Source organism: Maribacter sp. BPC-D8 (genome assembly GCF_035207705.1).
GTDB lineage: Bacteria > Bacteroidota > Bacteroidia > Flavobacteriales > Flavobacteriaceae > Maribacter.
Window position 1 is genome coordinate 1372390 of record NZ_CP128187.1, and the last position, 15694, is coordinate 1388083.

Below are 15694 nucleotides of genomic sequence, written 5' to 3' on the forward strand. Positions count from 1 at the left end.
TTAATACAAAATAAATCTATATTTGCCTTATTGGCAATAACTTACCGAAAAGTACCATAGTCACCAAAAGGAGTTAATTGCTGTTTTATAGATAGTTATATTTAATATGAGTTTAAAAAATTATTGTCCGTTAGATCATACCATGAATTTAATTGGCACAAAGTGGAAGCCCATTGTACTTTTTCATCTTCTTGAGGGACCAATACGCTCTGGAGTACTTTAGAAAAAAGTGCCAGGTATATCTAATAAAATGTTTACCCAAACCGTAAGAGAGTTAGAAAAAGACGGATTGATCACCCGAGAAGTATTTCCTGTAGTACCGCCAAAAGTAGAATACAGCTTAAGTAACCGAGCAAAAACCTTGAAAGAAATTCTACTAAGTTTAGATTCTTGGGGAGTAAACGATACGGTAAATAGCTAACTCATAATCAATTAGATTCTTTTTTACACAACAAAATTGAGAATTATAGGTTTTACTTAAAAAATATCAGTTTTTGGTGCAACAATTTGTTATTAAGATTGTCTTTAAGGTAATAAATCAGAAAATAAAAAAGCCACTACAAATTAGCTGAATACTAATATTTCTCGTGCCAATTGTAATTAGTTAGGAACGACGGAAAACTGATATAAGAAAAACGTACAATGAGTAGAAAAAAGAAACCTATCAGAGTATATTCTCAAGCAGTCATAGAAACACAGCATGTGTTTACCGAAAATGATCAGGTATATATAAAAGAGACCAATTTGTCAACATCTAGTAACAATGAAATGTGGTCACCAATACAATTCAAATGGGTATCTGTTGGTAAAGTTCAAGATTGTTTGGTTCTTGAATAACACAAATACATAAGTATATTTGGGTCGGAATATTACAGGAATCATGAACCCAAAAATCATACAAATTACTTCTAAAGAAACATTACCAATCAGACATCAGGTAATGTGGTCAACTAAACCTTTAGATTACGTAAAGCTACCTAATGACCATGAAGGTCTACATTACGGACTAATATTAGGCAACGAATTAATTTCGGTAATCTCGTTATTTATTAATGACGGAGAGGCTCAATTTAGAAAATTTGCTACATTAGAAAATTACCAAGGTAAAGGATATGGAAGTTTACTTCTAAATGAAATAATGCAAATTTCCGCTAACCAATCTCTAACAAGAATCTGGTGTAATGCGAGACAAAATAAAACTGATTTCTATATTAAATTCGGAATGACAATAACTGAAAAAACCTATGTCAAAAGCGGAATAGATTTCGTTGTGATGGAGAAAATTTTACCTAAATACTAATGGCACATGAATACGACCAAACTACTGCATTTCATTATGCTTCTTATAGACCATCGTTGCATTCTCAAATACTAAAATCTTATTTACATTCTGATGAATATTTTGAAATAGGTTTAGATATACCGCCATCAGTTTAGTTACTCAGTGCTCAAAAGTAATCGGAGTTGACCCAAGTAAACAAATGATACAAAACTCTATTAATCATACTGATATTTCGTATCAATTGATGCAGAAGAATACGTTAGATTTTAATACCGATACTTTTGATATCATCACCTTCGCTGGTTCTTTATTTTATGCCAAATATCAAGAGATTCTTAATGAAACAATTAGAGTCTCTAAACCGAATTGCAAAATTATAGTGTATGATTTTGAAGTTCTTATGGAAGATGTATTTAAGGCACTAGGCGTATGTAAAGATTCATTTTTAGCTAGTGACTACAATCATGAAACAAACTTTACCGGACTGAAAACGGATGCTTTACAATTATTGGAACAAACACAAAAATCTGTTGAATTTGAAATAAGCATCTCTGATTTAGCCCATTTATTACTCTCAGCTAAAAATGATTATAGCAGCATCGCTGCAGCCTATAAATACTCTGATTTATACAATGAAGTAGTACAACAATTGAAAAAGCAATTAAACACGGGTGTTTATTTTCTAAAAGCAAACACGTATTTAACTGCTTATTCAGTACTCAAATAATATAAGAAGTAGTTCGCCTATTTCTTGCGATTCATTAATTCAGCTTCAATATCTTTTAAGGTAAAACCTTTTGCCTGTAATAGCATTAAGTAATGAAAAAGTAAATCTGCACTCTCGTACAAGAATAATTCATCATTATCATCCATTGCCTCAATAACAGTTTCTACAGCTTCCTCCCCTACTTTTTGGGCAATTTTATTAATACCTTTTTTAAACAAAGATGCTACGTAAGATTTACTATCGTCTGCAGTAGTTCTTCTTTCTTTAATAGTCTCTTCTAACTCAGAAAAGAATCCGAATTGAGAGCTGTTTTCTTCTTTCCAACAGGTATCTGTACCGGTATGACATGTAGGACCCACAGGGTTTACAGAAATTAAAAGAGAATCGTTATCACAATCGTTTTTAATTGATACCAGGTTTAAGAAGTTGCCACTTTCTTCTCCTTTAGTCCATAAGCGTTGCTTAGAGCGACTAAAAAATGTAACCTTACCACTATCAGTAGTTTTCTTCAAAGCTTCGGCATTCATATAGCCAAGCATCAATACATTCTTCGTACGTGCGTCTTGTATGATTGCAGGTACTAGTCCGTCACTCATTTTCTCCCAATTTGGTGTATTAAACTCCATATGTATTGTATTCTAATTTTATTTTTATTCTATTTTAAACCTTCAGTTTTCAAAATTTGTCACTAAGCATAGCCGAAGTGAAATAGATGTTCCCAAGCCTTCGACTGCGCTCAGGATGACATTTCGATTAACAATTCAAATTTAGTAAGTCAACCTAGCTGAAGTGGCATTTTAATTCATTATTGTAATTCGGTCACTGAGCGTAGCCGAAGTGCGATAATCAAAACTGTAAACTGAACACTGCCTACTGAAAACTGGCACTGATACTGAACACTGCGACTGCCAACTGTAAACTGTTTACTAAAAACTAAATCCTAACCGGAATCCCATTTTCCTTCAACTCAAGTTTCAACTCCTGAATACCAATTTCCTTAAAGTGAAAAACACTTGCTGCCAATGCCGCATCTGCTTTACCTTCAACAAAGGTATCAGTAAAATGCTGTTTATTACCAGCACCACCTGAAGCAATTATCGGAATATTTAACTCCGTCGATAATTTTGCCAATGCTTCATTTGCGAAGCCGTCTTTAGTACCATCATTATCCATTGAAGTGAATAGAATTTCTCCCGCTCCGCGTTCTTCCACTTCTTTTGCCCATTCGAATAATTTTCTGTCCGTCGGCACTTTACCACCAACTAAATGCACAATCCACTCTCCATCAATCTGTTTAGCATCTATGGCTACAACAATACACTGCGACCCAAATTTGGCAACCAAATCATTAATCAACTGCGGATTTTTTACAGCCGATGAATTGATAGAAACTTTATCAGCTCCGTTATGCAGTAAAACATCTACATCCTCAACAGATGAGATTCCGCCACCAACAGTAAACGGAATATTTACTTTTTCCGCTACGCGATATACTAAATCTGCCAATGTTTTTCTTTTCTGCTCCGTTGCCGAAATATCTAAGAAGACTAATTCATCGGCACCTTCGCGGCTATATATTTCAGCCAGTTCAACAGGATCACCCGCATCACGTAAGTCAACGAAATTGACGCCTTTTACAGTTCTACCATCTTTGATATCTAAACAAGGTATTATTCTCTTAGCTAGCATATTTTTTTAGTATTAAGTACTACCTAAATAGCACTAAGTATTCAATAAATATCACACATAATATCAAGCTGTACTTTTTACTTAATACTTTGTACTTGATACTTTTTACTCATTTTTAATATTCAAATCCACTCCGTCATAAAATCCCAAATCCTTTTCTTTGATTAGTTTCACATAAAACGCAATTTGACCGGTATGGTATGAGTAATGTTCAACAACATGCATAATTGCTCCAACTCCGGAAAAGGACATTCCTTGTACTGATCTTACTTTTATCAACTTATCGGTTGTGGAATCAAAAATAACACGTTTTACCGAGTCTACTGTCTCTTCTAACTTATGTAACAACTCCCCTTTCGTTAAACCAGAATTTACTGAAAACTCCGCATCTCTATTTCTATTATCTTCGATTTCGCCTATGGAAGAAATGACATACTGTGTCATATTACCACATAAGTGTAAAATGAGATTAGCCATACTGTTCAAAGAAGCATTAGGCTTCTGCCAGATTTCTTCTTCCGATATTTCAGCAAGACTTTTCTTGATCATACGTGTACTTTCGTCCATACGAAACATCGCATTTTCAACAATTTCTTCAACTAAGCGTTCTTCCTTATCCATTGCTTAAAATGTAAGATTCAAGTTGCTTAAGACTAATTCTATTTTCATAAATAGCCTTTCCGATAATGGTACCTTCGCAACCCATTTCTGCTAATTTAGGTAATTCATCAAAAGTTGATATTCCGCCACTGGCGATTAGTTTTATTTGTAACACAGATTGGTCTTCGACTGCGCTCAGACTGACATCCGTTTGTGCAATTATCTTTTTGTATAAATCAAATGACGGACCTTCTAACATACCGTCTTTACTGATATCTGTACAAATTACATATTGAATTCCCTTTTGTTGATATGATTGTATAAACGGAATTAGTTCCTCTTTAGATTCTTCTAACCAACCAGAAACCGCTACTTTTTCATCCATAGCATCTGCTCCTAAAATTATCTTATCAGCACCATGTTTTTCTATCCAACCAAGGAAAGTATCAGGGTCTTTTACCGCAATACTACCGCCAGTGATTTGCTTCGCACCACTTTCAAAAGCAATACGCAAATCATCATCAGTTTTTAATCCTCCTCCGAAATCAATTCGTAAACCAGTTTGAGATGCAATTTGCTCCAATACTTTATGATTTACAATATGCTTTGACTTTGCACCATCTAAATCTACCAAATGTAAATGTTGAATTCCGTGAGCTTCAAACTCCTTCGCAACTTCTAACGGATTTTCATTATATATTTTCTTAGTATCGTAATCACCTTTTGAAAGGCGAACACATTTACCGTCAATGATATCTATGGCTGGTATTATTCTCATATTTTATAGTAATAAGTACTAAGTCATAAGTTCTCAATGTAATGACTTTAATTATTTTAAACTTCTTTATAATGCCTAGTCCATATTTTTATTTCAGTTCACTAGAAAGAAAATTCTTCAAAATCTTCTCTCCCACATCACTAGATTTTTCAGGGTGAAACTGAGTACCGTAAAAATTATCTTTTTTCAATGCAGCACTGTAATCTAAACCATACGTACATTCAGCAATGGTCTCTGAGCACAATGGCGCATAAAAACTATGCACTAAATAAATATGTTCTTTTTCTTCAACACCATTAAATAAATCGGATTTCAGGTTCGTAATCTGATTCCAACCAATTTGAGGAACTTTTACCGTCTTATCAAACTTTACGACATCAACATCGAAGATTCCGAGTCCTTTCGTATTTCCCTCTTCAGACGAATGACACATTAATTGCATACCTAAGCAAATACCTAAAACAGGTTGCTTTAAGTTTGGAATAAGTTTATCCAATCCGCTATCTCGAAGTTTGTGCATGGCACTACTCGCCTCGCCTACTCCTGGGAATATTACTTTATCAGCATGCTGTATTTCAGAAACATCATTACTTAAAACTGCTTCGTAACCTAAGCGTTTAATAGCAAATTTGATACTCTGAATATTTCCTGCTCCGTAATTTATAATTACAATTTTCATAAGCTCAGATACAAGGTTAAAAGTACAAAGTACAAGGTGTTTATCGTATTTTTCATTTCTTTACTTTCTATTTGCTCTTGACGTTTTTATGGAGGCAACAATTATTGCCAAAATTTCTTTAGCCTCTTTATGCAACTTGTCTATTTCTTCTTTCCTTTCAGAATTAACTTCTAAAAATAGTTCTAACCAGTATGCAGATTCGTCTATCTCTTCTTCAACTATTTTAAGTTTATTTATAAAATCAGCAGTAGATTTTGCTCTTTGCGAAGCTCTATAATTTGCACCAACGGAACTAGAACTTCTAATTAATTGTCTTACCCAAGCATCTAATTCCCTTGATCTTGGAACTTGTTTACAAAATATCCAACAATCAATAGCAAATTGTTTAGTTCGTTTTTTTAAATCTTGCATTACTTTGTACTTTTAACTTCACACCTCGTACCTTATAATACTCCTTTCGTACTCGGTAGTACCATTTTCTCAACATCTCTCTTCACCGACATTTTTATGCTCTTTGCAAAAGCTTTAAAAATGGCTTCTATTTTGTGATGTTCGTTAGTACCTTCTGCCTTAATATTAAGATTTGCTTTTGCACCGTCAGTAAACGATTTAAAGAAATGATGAAACATCTCGGTAGGCATATCACCTACCATTTCACGTTTAAAGTCTGCATCCCATACTAGCCAATTTCTACCGCCAAAATCAATAGCGGATTGCGCTAAACAATCATCCATTGGTAAACAGAATCCGTATCGTTCAATACCTAATTTATTTCCTAAAGCCATATGAAATACCTCGCCAAGAGCAATACCTGTATCTTCAATAGTATGGTGTTCATCAACTTCTAAATCACCATCAACTTTAATCATTAAATCCATTTGCCCATGACGCGCCAATTGATCTAACATATGATCAAAGAATGCCAATCCGGTTTTAATATCACTTTTACCAGTACCATCTAGGTTCAGTTTAATGGCAATATCAGTTTCATTGGTTTTTCTATGAATTTCAGCAGTTCTATCATTCAATTTCAAGAACTCATAAATCTTCTCCCAATCATTACTTTCAATAGCAATATGGCTATCTAGCTCATCACGTTTTACCGTAATTTCACCAGTACCCAAGTTGGTTTCGTCGTTTATGAAAATACCTTTAGAACCTAAATTCTTAGCCAATTCCATATCGGTTAATCGATCACCAATTACATAAGAATTTTCTAAATCATATTCATCAGAAAAATACTCGGTCAATAAGCCAGTGCCAGGTTTTCTAGTATCGGCATTTTCATGTGGAAAAGTTCTATCTAAAAACACTTTATCAAAAACAACACCTTCGTTTTCAAAAGATTTAAGAATAAAATTATGCACAGGCCAAAAGGTATCTTCTGGAAATACATCTGTACCCAATCCATCTTGGTTGGTAATCATTACCAACTCATAATCGAGTTCTTTAGCTATTTTACCAAGAAATGTGAACGATTTCGGATAGAAAATCATTTTTTCAAATCCGTCTATCTGCTCATCTACCGTTTCTTTGATTATGGTTCCATCACGATCAATAAATAGTACTCTTTTTTTCATTGCTTTTTCATATAATAGTAAATAACCTAGGGACAAGTCCGCGAGGCATTGAATTGAAAACATAATTAATACTTCGACGCAAGCGTCGAAGCATTTTAATCTCGATTATCGAGTAAATACTAAGACAATTTAGAATCATCTTTAGGACCTTCAATTGCTGTTTGTTCTTTAGCTCCAAAAAAGAACTTTTTTGCCCCTGCGAATAGCGCTACACCGCCAATGGCTATAAATTTCCAAAATTTTAGTATTAGAGCAAAGAATCCGGCTTTAGCCAAAATTTTACCTGCTATTAATCCACCGATTCCATATGCTGCTACATCATCAAAATCAGGATCAAATTCAGAGTACTTATACCCAGTATTAAATGATACACTACCTAAAATTGGATCTAAGTTATTCTCTACATCTTCTAATGTGTCCATATCACCAATAACATTTAGATTCATGTAACCCTTACGACCTAAAACTCTAATATTATAATTTAAAGTACTGGCTTCTTCCTCTTCAAAAAGTAATTCTTTAGCCCAGTATAATTTTTTGTTTTCTGAATCATAATAAGGTTTTGATGCCCAACCTATCAAATCTACAGTCGGGTAACCCATACTAGATCTTTGCGGATTTGCTTCTTTAACATCATCTTGCATTTCACTTAGCAAGTCATCATAATCCATGTCTTGTGCATCGTTATCTTCAATATATCCATCTTCTGAATATGATATTTCAATAGCGTAAGTTGTCTCTACCGGAGTTTCATCTTCTTTCAGCAAAAGACCCATAACGGACTCATCTCTAGGGTTTCCCCAAATATCTGTAAGTACACGTTGCGCCTGTTCACTATCTAAAAACTTATAGCCTTCTGGCACCATTATTTTGGCTACATCTCCATTTAACATAGACCTATCATAAATATATGTAAAGGTGTTCTCTAGACTATCTGAATACAGTTTAAAACTTATAAGATCTTCTGTTTCTTCATCACTTAAATTGAGACTGTCGGCTATAAATTCTAGTCTTTCAATATCTTGAGCATGAGCTATACTAACAGTTACTAATAAGGCGATAAAATAAATGAACTTGCTTTTCATTGGTTTTGGTTTAAAGGTTATATCATTTTTAACGCCTCAGCAAGTGTTTTATTCTCTACAGCACTACCTACAGTAAAACGTAGGGTATTCTCACATAATGGTTGTGTGGTACGATTTCTAACAACAACCCCTTTGGCTAATAATTGATTATACCTGAGTGTAGCATCATCTACCTTTGCCAAAATAAAGTTTGCATCGGTAGGGTAAATATTTTCAACAAAAGAAATTGTTTTTAAAGCCTCTTCTAATTTTGCTCGCTCCGCTAAAATATCATCAACCTCGTTTTTAACCGCCTGTTTATCTAACACACGAGTAGTTGCTTTCTCTTGTGTTAATTGATTTACATTATACGGAGGTTTAATTTTATTCACCACAGCAATAATTTCTGCAGATGCAATACAAATACCCAAACGTATACCCGCCATACCATATGCCTTTGATAAGGTTTGAGTGATAATTAAATTCGGATAATTATTCAGTTTTGATGTCCAGCTTTCTTCGAATGAAAAATCTATATATGCCTCGTCTATAACAACTAGTCCGTTGAAAGAATTCAAAAGTTCTTCAATAGCTTTAGTTGAGAAACTATTCCCTGTAGGATTATTAGGTGAACAGATAAACAATAGTTTAGTATTGCTATCAATGGTTTTTAGGATCTCTTCAACCTTAGGCTGAAAATCATGCGTCAATAAGACTTCTCTATTTTCAACTAGATTGATGTCCGAAAGCACTTTGTACATTCCGTATGTAGGTGGTAGTGTAATGATATTATCTTGTTTAGGCTCACAGAAAGCTCTGAATAACAAATCTAAAACTTCATCGCTACCATTACCCAAAAGAATATTTTCCTCCTTTATACCCTTCTGTTCAGCCAATATCGCTTTTAAGCCTCTTTGTTGAGGATCAGGATAGCGATTGACTCCGTTTTCAAACGGATTCTCATTCGCATCTAAGAAAACCATGGTAGACCCATCAGAAACATATTCGTCGCGTGCAGAAGAATACGGACTCAAGCCCTTTACGTTTTCTCTTGTTATATTATCTAAATTGAAAATCATTAGTTCAATATGGTGTTGGTCATTGAGCGTAGTCGAAATGACATTATTTTAAACTATTTAATCTTAAGGTTACTGCATTTTTATGTGCTTCTAAACCTTCTGCTTCTGCCATCAGTTCTATTGCATTACCAATAGTTTGAATACCTTCTTTTGTGATCTTCTGAAAAGTCATATTCTTCATAAAACTATCAAGGTTTACACCACTGTATTGCTTAGCATATCCATTTGTTGGTAAAGTATGATTCGTACCAGAAGCATAATCACCAGCACTTTCTGGAGTGTAATTACCGATAAATACTGAACCCGCATTCAGCGTATTGTCGATATAGAAATCTTCATTTTCTACACAAACAATGTAGTGCTCTGGTCCGTATTCATTAATCAAATCAATAGCATCTTGATCATTATCAACATAAATCAACTTGCTATTGGCAATTGCTTGTCTTGCAATTTCTTTTCGCGGTAAATCTTCTAATTGTAGGGCTACTTCCTTCTCCACTGCATCAATCATTTCTTTAGAAGTAGAAACTAAAATTACTTGACTATCGATACCATGTTCTGCCTGACTCAATAAATCTGAAGCAACAAAAGCAGCATTTGCAGTATCATCGGCTACTACTAATAATTCTGATGGACCTGCAGGCATATCAATTGCAACACCGTGTTTTGTTGCTATTTGCTTCGCTACAGTAACATATTGATTTCCTGGTCCGAAAACTTTATACACCTGTGGTATGGTTTCTGTTCCAAAAGTCATTCCGGCGATCGCTTGAATTCCCCCTACTTTTACAATTTTGGTAACTCCGCATAAATCTGCTGTATATAAAATAGCAGGATTCAGCTTTCCTTCTTTATCAGGAGGAGAGCATAAAACAATTTCATTACAACCTGCTATGTTTGCAGGTGTTGCGAGCATTAAGATAGTAGAAAATAAAGGAGCCGTTCCTCCTGGAATATACAATCCGACTTTCTGAATCGGTCTTTTCTCTTGCCAACAAGAAACTCCCGCTGTAGTTTCCACTTCAACCCTACCCGTTTTCTGAGCGGTATGAAATACTTCAATATTCGATTTCGCTAATTGAATAGCAGCTTTAAGATCATCTGAAACCAATGCTTTGGCTTCCTTAATTTCATCCTCTGAAACCAAAAGATCATCTAAGCTCACCTTGTCAAATTGCTCAGTATACTTTTTTAAGATACTATCGCCTCCAAGCTTAACTTCCTCAAAAATAGTGTTGACCAATCCTTCAATATCGGCAACAGTTTGTGTCGGGCGTTTTAAAACCTTCGACCAATCTGCTCTCTCTGGATTATATATTTTATTCATTTCTTTAACTAGCTATTAGCCCTAAGCTTTTGGCTTTTGGCAAAACACAAACATCTAATTTAGCTAATAGCTAATAGCAAATGGCTAAAAGCTAAAAGCCTAATTACAATACCATCTTCTCAATTGGGCAAACAAGAATACCTTCTGCTCCTGCTTTCTTTAACTCGTCGATTACTTCCCAAAATTTATCTTTATTGATTACAGTATGTACAGAACTCCATCCTTCATCAGCCAAAGGCAATACTGTCGGACTTCGCATACCTGGTAAAAGCTTTAGAATACCGTCTAACTTATCATTTGGTGCATTAAGCAACACATACTTAGATCCTCTAGCTCTTAAAACTGACTGAATTCTAAACTGTAACTTTTCAAGAAGTTCTTTTCTCTCTTCATTTATCTTTGGTGATACTGCCAATACAGCTTCACTTTTCAACATTACTTCAACCTCTTTCAGGTTGTTTTTAAATAAAGTACTACCACTAGAAACAATATCGCAAATAGCATCTGCCAGTCCAATATTAGGTGCAATTTCAACAGAGCCACTAATGATGTGTAAATCGGCTTTCACACCTTTTTCTTTCAAATAATTTAATACTGTATTTGGGTAGGATGTTGCAATACGCTTGCCTTCAAAATCCTTTACCGAATTATACTTCACTGATTTTGGTACAGCTAAGGATACCTTACATTTTGAAAAGCCCAATTTTTCAGCAACTGAAATATCTTCTCCTTTTTCAATTAATACATTTTCGCCAATAATAGCGATATCTACCACTCCGTCTCTCAAGTATTGCGGTATATCTCCATTTCTTAAATAGAAAACTTCCATCGGGAAATTTCTTGATGAAGCCTTCAACTGGTCTTTACCATTATCAATGGAAATTCCGCAGTCTTTTAAAATTTGAAGGGATTCCTCATTAAGTCTTCCCGATTTCTGAATAGCAATTCTAATTTTAGTCATTTTCTTAATTTAATGCTTGGCAACCAAAAGAGATTTAAATACAAAACCCGTTTGATTGCTCAAACGGGTTTTAAAATATGTTGTTCTACTACAATACATTCCTACCTCGCCTGAGCGTGAATATGGAAATGATGATGTGTAGTTCTATTTTTCATGATACTGTAAAAGTAAAAGGTATTTTCCATTTCACAAAACAAAAGTTTAAAATGAAACAAAAATAATTAACAAAGTGTATTAGTTATTACCCAAAATTAATGGAAGTCCGTCGCTACCACCAACGATAACCACTTTAGAATTTGGTGATTCTGCTAATTTTAATGTAGCATCGATACCCTTATCTTTCAAAATTTGGTCATTCAATGAAGCACTCAAAATACGGTTAGCATCTGCTTTACCCTGCGCTTCGATAGTTACTTTTTCAGCTTCTTTCTTAGCGGTTACCAAACGGAACTCATATTCTAATGACTCTTGCTCTTGCTTTAACTTTCTTTCAATTGCATCTTTAATAGTCGGTGGCAAGGTAACATCTCTTACCAAAATCTCATTCAATTGAATATATTGACCTGATACTATTTTTTGAGTCTCATCAAATATTTCTTGCTGAATGGCATCTCTTTTACTAGAATATAATTGTTCTGGTGTATAACGACCAACTACTGAACGTGCAGCAGAACGTATGGTTGGCAAAAGAACTCTTTGTATATAGTCTTCACCTTTTTCTTGATGTAGTTTTCCTAAATCATTTCTAATTGGCTCGAACCAAGCAGATGCTTCTAATTTAATATCAAGACCATTGCTAGAAAGTACATTCATTTTTTCTAAAACCTCTTGTTGACGTACTTCGTAGATAGTAACTCTATTCCAAGGTGCTACTAAATGAAAACCTTCTCCCATAGGCGGCTCATCAGTCACTACACCCCCACCAAAAGTTTTGTACAAAACACCTGCTTGACCAGAGTCTATTGTAACTGTTGATTTTGAAATTGCAATAATTACTACAATAAAAATAAATATTGCGGGTAACGCAATCTTAGGTAACTTATCCATTAATGTTTATTTAAATTAATCCGTTATATTTTCTGATAAACCATTCTGCCGCAAAGGCAAAAACTATAATTGCCAAAAGCAATCTGAAATCAATCAAAGATACGATATTTTCAGTGCTTTTCTCGGTAGGCACGTAGGCATCGTTTTCCTTCAAATCTGCGAGTAGTTCTTCTATTTGAGTAGGATAAAACTGTTTTCCTCCAGAGTTAACAGCCAATTTCTCCAACTTTATATTATCACTTGATACAAACTGATTCTCCATGTCAAACTCAGAGATTACAAATTTACCAGTTTCAGTTTTTGAATCATTCGCTACAGAAACCACAAAGTCATAAGATCCAGCGATTAAATTTGATAAGTCTGCTTCGAAATATCCATTTTTTAAAACCATTGGGTTCGTTTGAACCTTTTTAGTTTCTGTATTAGTTACTTTAATTTTCACTTTGGCATTTGGATCAAATAAAAATGCTTCATCAAAATACGTAGCCGTTATCACCGTATTACTACTACCCTCGTACACCTTTTCATAATCAACGTTCAGTCTTGATTTGTTCTTTGAGCTAGTTAGATATCTAATTAGATTACCAATAAATTCATCGAAATTGACAAATTCATTTGTATTCCTATAAGTCTGCACTCTCCATTTCCAAAGGTTCTCCCCCATTAATAGTGCACTTTTCTGAGTGTTTTTCTCCATGACCAACAACAGAGGCTGCTGAATATTTAATCCTTTTATTTGAGTACCCAATAAAACTTCATAGGGTGAAGTAATAAGAATAGGACCTGCATCACTAACTAATGGCGGAAAATCTGTCACATCAAACTTTGAGATGTCATATTTAGTAAAAGCATTATTCAATAAACCGAACACTTCTTGTTGCGGATAACCATTCTCTATTTCAAAAGGGACTTCGGCGTTATTCAAAAATGAGTAATCTGTTTGAGTACCAGTTATAATAAAAGTATTCGCGTTTTTACTTTTGGCGTATTCAAAAGAATTCTTGAATCTAGCTATAGGCTGATAAAAAATAAACAAGTCTATATCCTCTAAACTACTATTTGCGACATTAGATTTCAAAATTGAAACTTCTCGCTGCTCATTACTTTCAATAGCCTTTTTAAGAGCCCCCAAGTCCGGATGCAGAATATCTGAAATTATAGCAATCTTAGTTTTCTCATCGATTACTTCGATGCTTGTAGTTCTTCGATTATTCTTAATATTTCGTTCTTCTGCCAGTTGAGAAACTTCAACTACTAAATTTTTAATTCCCACTGACTTTGCCTCTACTTCAATAGATATAGGTTTATAATTGTTCTGAGAATTTAATTTCACATTCTCTTTATGAACAACTTTCGAATTCATTTTAATAGATACAGTAGCTGATATAGCACTATTACCTTGATATGATACAAAGGTTTCTAACGGGAATTTGTTCTTTAAAAAAGCGTATTTATTGGTTTGAATTGACCCAACTGAAATGTCTTTATACTTAGTAGTGTCGCCTAAAACTACCGTGTAGATACTATTATTCTCGTCAGATTTAAAATAACTATAATCTTGCCCAATAGTCTGATTTCCATCAGACAAAAGAACAGTAACCGTCTGTTCTCGAGCATATACATCCTTCAATGCAGAAAGCGATTTATAGATATTGGTGTTTTTCTCTTTAAAAGAAAGACTATCAAAAATTTGTAGGTCAGCCCCAAAACTATAATCGGTAACTTTAAATCTATCCGTAATATCTTCTGATGACTTTATTTCAGATAGCATTTCATTTAGTTGCGTTGCACTCTCGGCAATAGATGTAGAATTATCAGCCAATATTACCAAATTAGGCTTCTCTAAGGTGTATGATTTTTGTGAAAACTGCGGATTGATCAGTAAAAGCAATAACCCAAAAATACCTGTAAAACGCAAAAAGGCTAAAAGCCAATTAATTTTGCTTTTAGCCTTCTGCTTATATATGTATTGAAAAACAACGATACCCAATGCTACAATTGCAGCAAGAATAATATACAATACCGTTATGCTTTCCATGTATAAACTAAAGTTGTTCTTAAAAAGGAATAAAAAAATAGCGTTCCTCCCGAGTTTGTTTTTGACTTAGGTTAACATACCACCATCAACATTCAATACTTGACCAGTAACGTAACCAGACAAATCTGACGCAAAGAAAAGACAAGCATTTGCTATATCTTCAGTAGAACCACCACGTTTTAGAGGAATACCATCTCTCCAACCTTGAACAGTTTTCTCATCTAACTTATCGGTCATCTCAGTTTCAATGAAACCAGGTGCAATAGCGTTACATCTAATGTTTCTAGAACCTAATTCAAGAGCTACAGATTTTGTGAAGCCAATCATACCTGCTTTAGAAGCAGCGTAATTAGTTTGACCTGCATTACCTTTTACCCCAACAACACTACTCATGTTAATGATAGATCCACTACGTTGTTTCAATAATGTTCTTTGTACTGCTTTCGTCATATTAAAAACAGATTTCAAATTGATATCGATAACTGCATCAAAATCAGCTTCTGACATACGCATAAGAAGATTATCTTTTGTGATACCAGCGTTGTTGATCAATACATCAATTCTTCCACCAAAATCTTCTAAAACCTTAGCGACTAATTCTTCAGCTTCTTGAAAACTAGCTGCATTACTTTTGTAAGCCTTGGCATTAACACCTTTTGCTTTCAATTCTTTCTCCAATTCTAAAGCCGGAGCTTCACTAGAGCTATAAGTAAATGCCACATTTGCACCGTGATCGGCAAAAACTTTGGCAATACCCATACCAATTCCTCTACTTGCTCCTGTAATGATGACGTTTTTATCTTGTAATAATTTCATAAGTCCGTTATTTAAAACCGAAGTTTA

The 15694-nt window shown here is 34.3% G+C and carries 18 protein-coding genes and 1 pseudogene; 5 read left to right on the forward strand and 14 right to left on the reverse strand.

What is annotated here, in order from left to right; translation table 11 throughout:
• Positions 1-106 precede the first annotated feature (106 nt).
• From QSV08_RS06200 to QSV08_RS06220, 5 genes and pseudogenes are all read left to right on the forward strand, one after another.
• Positions 107-421, forward strand: a pseudogene (locus tag QSV08_RS06200) (winged helix-turn-helix transcriptional regulator).
• A 221-nt stretch (positions 422-642) separates the two neighbouring features.
• On the forward strand, positions 643-837 hold the full coding sequence (locus QSV08_RS06205) for a hypothetical protein (RefSeq protein WP_324027539.1): 195 nt from the start codon (positions 643-645) through the stop codon (positions 835-837).
• A gap of 43 nt (positions 838-880) precedes the next feature.
• Positions 881-1300 (forward strand): GNAT family N-acetyltransferase, encoded by a 420-nt coding sequence (locus QSV08_RS06210; protein ID WP_324027540.1) that lies wholly within the window; start codon positions 881-883, stop codon positions 1298-1300.
• On the forward strand, positions 1300-1437 hold the full coding sequence (locus tag QSV08_RS06215) for a hypothetical protein (RefSeq protein ID WP_324027541.1): 138 nt from the start codon (positions 1300-1302) through the stop codon (positions 1435-1437). The genes QSV08_RS06210 and QSV08_RS06215 overlap by 1 nt, the downstream gene beginning before the upstream one ends.
• Before the next feature lie 44 nt (positions 1438-1481).
• Complete coding sequence (locus QSV08_RS06220; RefSeq protein ID WP_324027542.1) at positions 1482-2009, forward strand: hypothetical protein; 528 nt, start codon at positions 1482-1484, stop codon at positions 2007-2009.
• A 17-nt stretch (positions 2010-2026) separates the two neighbouring features.
• On the opposite strand, the gene hisIE is transcribed toward QSV08_RS06220, so the two are convergent.
• The 14 genes from hisIE to fabG form a co-directional block, all read right to left on the reverse strand.
• Positions 2027-2635: a bifunctional phosphoribosyl-AMP cyclohydrolase/phosphoribosyl-ATP diphosphatase HisIE gene (gene hisIE / locus QSV08_RS06225; protein WP_324027543.1), complete on the reverse strand. Its 609-nt coding sequence runs from the start codon at positions 2633-2635 to the stop codon at positions 2027-2029.
• Positions 2636-2942: 307 nt separating this feature from the next.
• Positions 2943-3698, reverse strand: a complete 756-nt coding sequence (gene hisF / locus QSV08_RS06230; protein ID WP_324027544.1) for an imidazole glycerol phosphate synthase subunit HisF — start codon at positions 3696-3698, stop codon at positions 2943-2945.
• 105 nt (positions 3699-3803) lie between these two features.
• Positions 3804-4319, reverse strand: a complete 516-nt coding sequence (locus tag QSV08_RS06235; RefSeq protein ID WP_324027545.1) for a DinB family protein — start codon at positions 4317-4319, stop codon at positions 3804-3806.
• Positions 4312-5076, reverse strand: a complete 765-nt coding sequence (gene hisA, locus QSV08_RS06240) for a 1-(5-phosphoribosyl)-5-[(5-phosphoribosylamino)methylideneamino]imidazole-4-carboxamide isomerase (protein ID WP_324027546.1) — start codon at positions 5074-5076, stop codon at positions 4312-4314. The genes QSV08_RS06235 and hisA overlap by 8 nt, the downstream gene beginning before the upstream one ends.
• A gap of 88 nt (positions 5077-5164) precedes the next feature.
• On the reverse strand, positions 5165-5755 hold the full coding sequence (hisH, locus tag QSV08_RS06245) for an imidazole glycerol phosphate synthase subunit HisH (RefSeq protein ID WP_324027547.1): 591 nt from the start codon (positions 5753-5755) through the stop codon (positions 5165-5167).
• Positions 5756-5815: 60 nt separating this feature from the next.
• Positions 5816-6166 carry a four helix bundle protein gene (locus QSV08_RS06250; protein WP_324027548.1) on the reverse strand — a complete coding sequence of 117 codons (351 nt, stop codon included), beginning with the start codon at positions 6164-6166 and terminating at the stop codon, positions 5816-5818.
• A gap of 32 nt (positions 6167-6198) precedes the next feature.
• Positions 6199-7335 carry a bifunctional histidinol-phosphatase/imidazoleglycerol-phosphate dehydratase HisB gene (gene hisB / locus QSV08_RS06255; RefSeq protein ID WP_324027549.1) on the reverse strand — a complete coding sequence of 379 codons (1137 nt, stop codon included), beginning with the start codon at positions 7333-7335 and terminating at the stop codon, positions 6199-6201.
• 119 nt (positions 7336-7454) lie between these two features.
• Positions 7455-8420, reverse strand: a complete 966-nt coding sequence (locus tag QSV08_RS06260) for a DUF2167 domain-containing protein (protein ID WP_324027550.1) — start codon at positions 8418-8420, stop codon at positions 7455-7457.
• Between the two features lie 17 nt (positions 8421-8437).
• Entirely contained in the window at positions 8438-9478 is a 1041-nt protein-coding gene (hisC, locus tag QSV08_RS06265; protein ID WP_324027551.1) for a histidinol-phosphate transaminase, read from the reverse strand.
• 43 nt (positions 9479-9521) lie between these two features.
• Complete coding sequence (gene hisD, locus QSV08_RS06270) at positions 9522-10805, reverse strand: histidinol dehydrogenase (protein ID WP_324027552.1); 1284 nt, start codon at positions 10803-10805, stop codon at positions 9522-9524.
• Between the two features lie 103 nt (positions 10806-10908).
• On the reverse strand, positions 10909-11766 hold the full coding sequence (hisG, locus tag QSV08_RS06275) for an ATP phosphoribosyltransferase (RefSeq protein ID WP_073244079.1): 858 nt from the start codon (positions 11764-11766) through the stop codon (positions 10909-10911).
• Positions 11767-12000: 234 nt separating this feature from the next.
• Entirely contained in the window at positions 12001-12813 is an 813-nt protein-coding gene (locus QSV08_RS06280) for a prohibitin family protein (protein WP_324027553.1), read from the reverse strand.
• Positions 12814-12823: 10 nt separating this feature from the next.
• Positions 12824-14851, reverse strand: coding sequence for a VWA domain-containing protein (locus QSV08_RS06285; protein WP_324027554.1), 2028 nt, complete (start codon positions 14849-14851; stop codon positions 12824-12826).
• 66 nt (positions 14852-14917) lie between these two features.
• Positions 14918-15667 carry a 3-oxoacyl-[acyl-carrier-protein] reductase gene (gene fabG / locus QSV08_RS06290; RefSeq protein ID WP_324027555.1) on the reverse strand — a complete coding sequence of 250 codons (750 nt, stop codon included), beginning with the start codon at positions 15665-15667 and terminating at the stop codon, positions 14918-14920.
• Between the last annotated feature and the right edge of the window lie 27 nt (positions 15668-15694).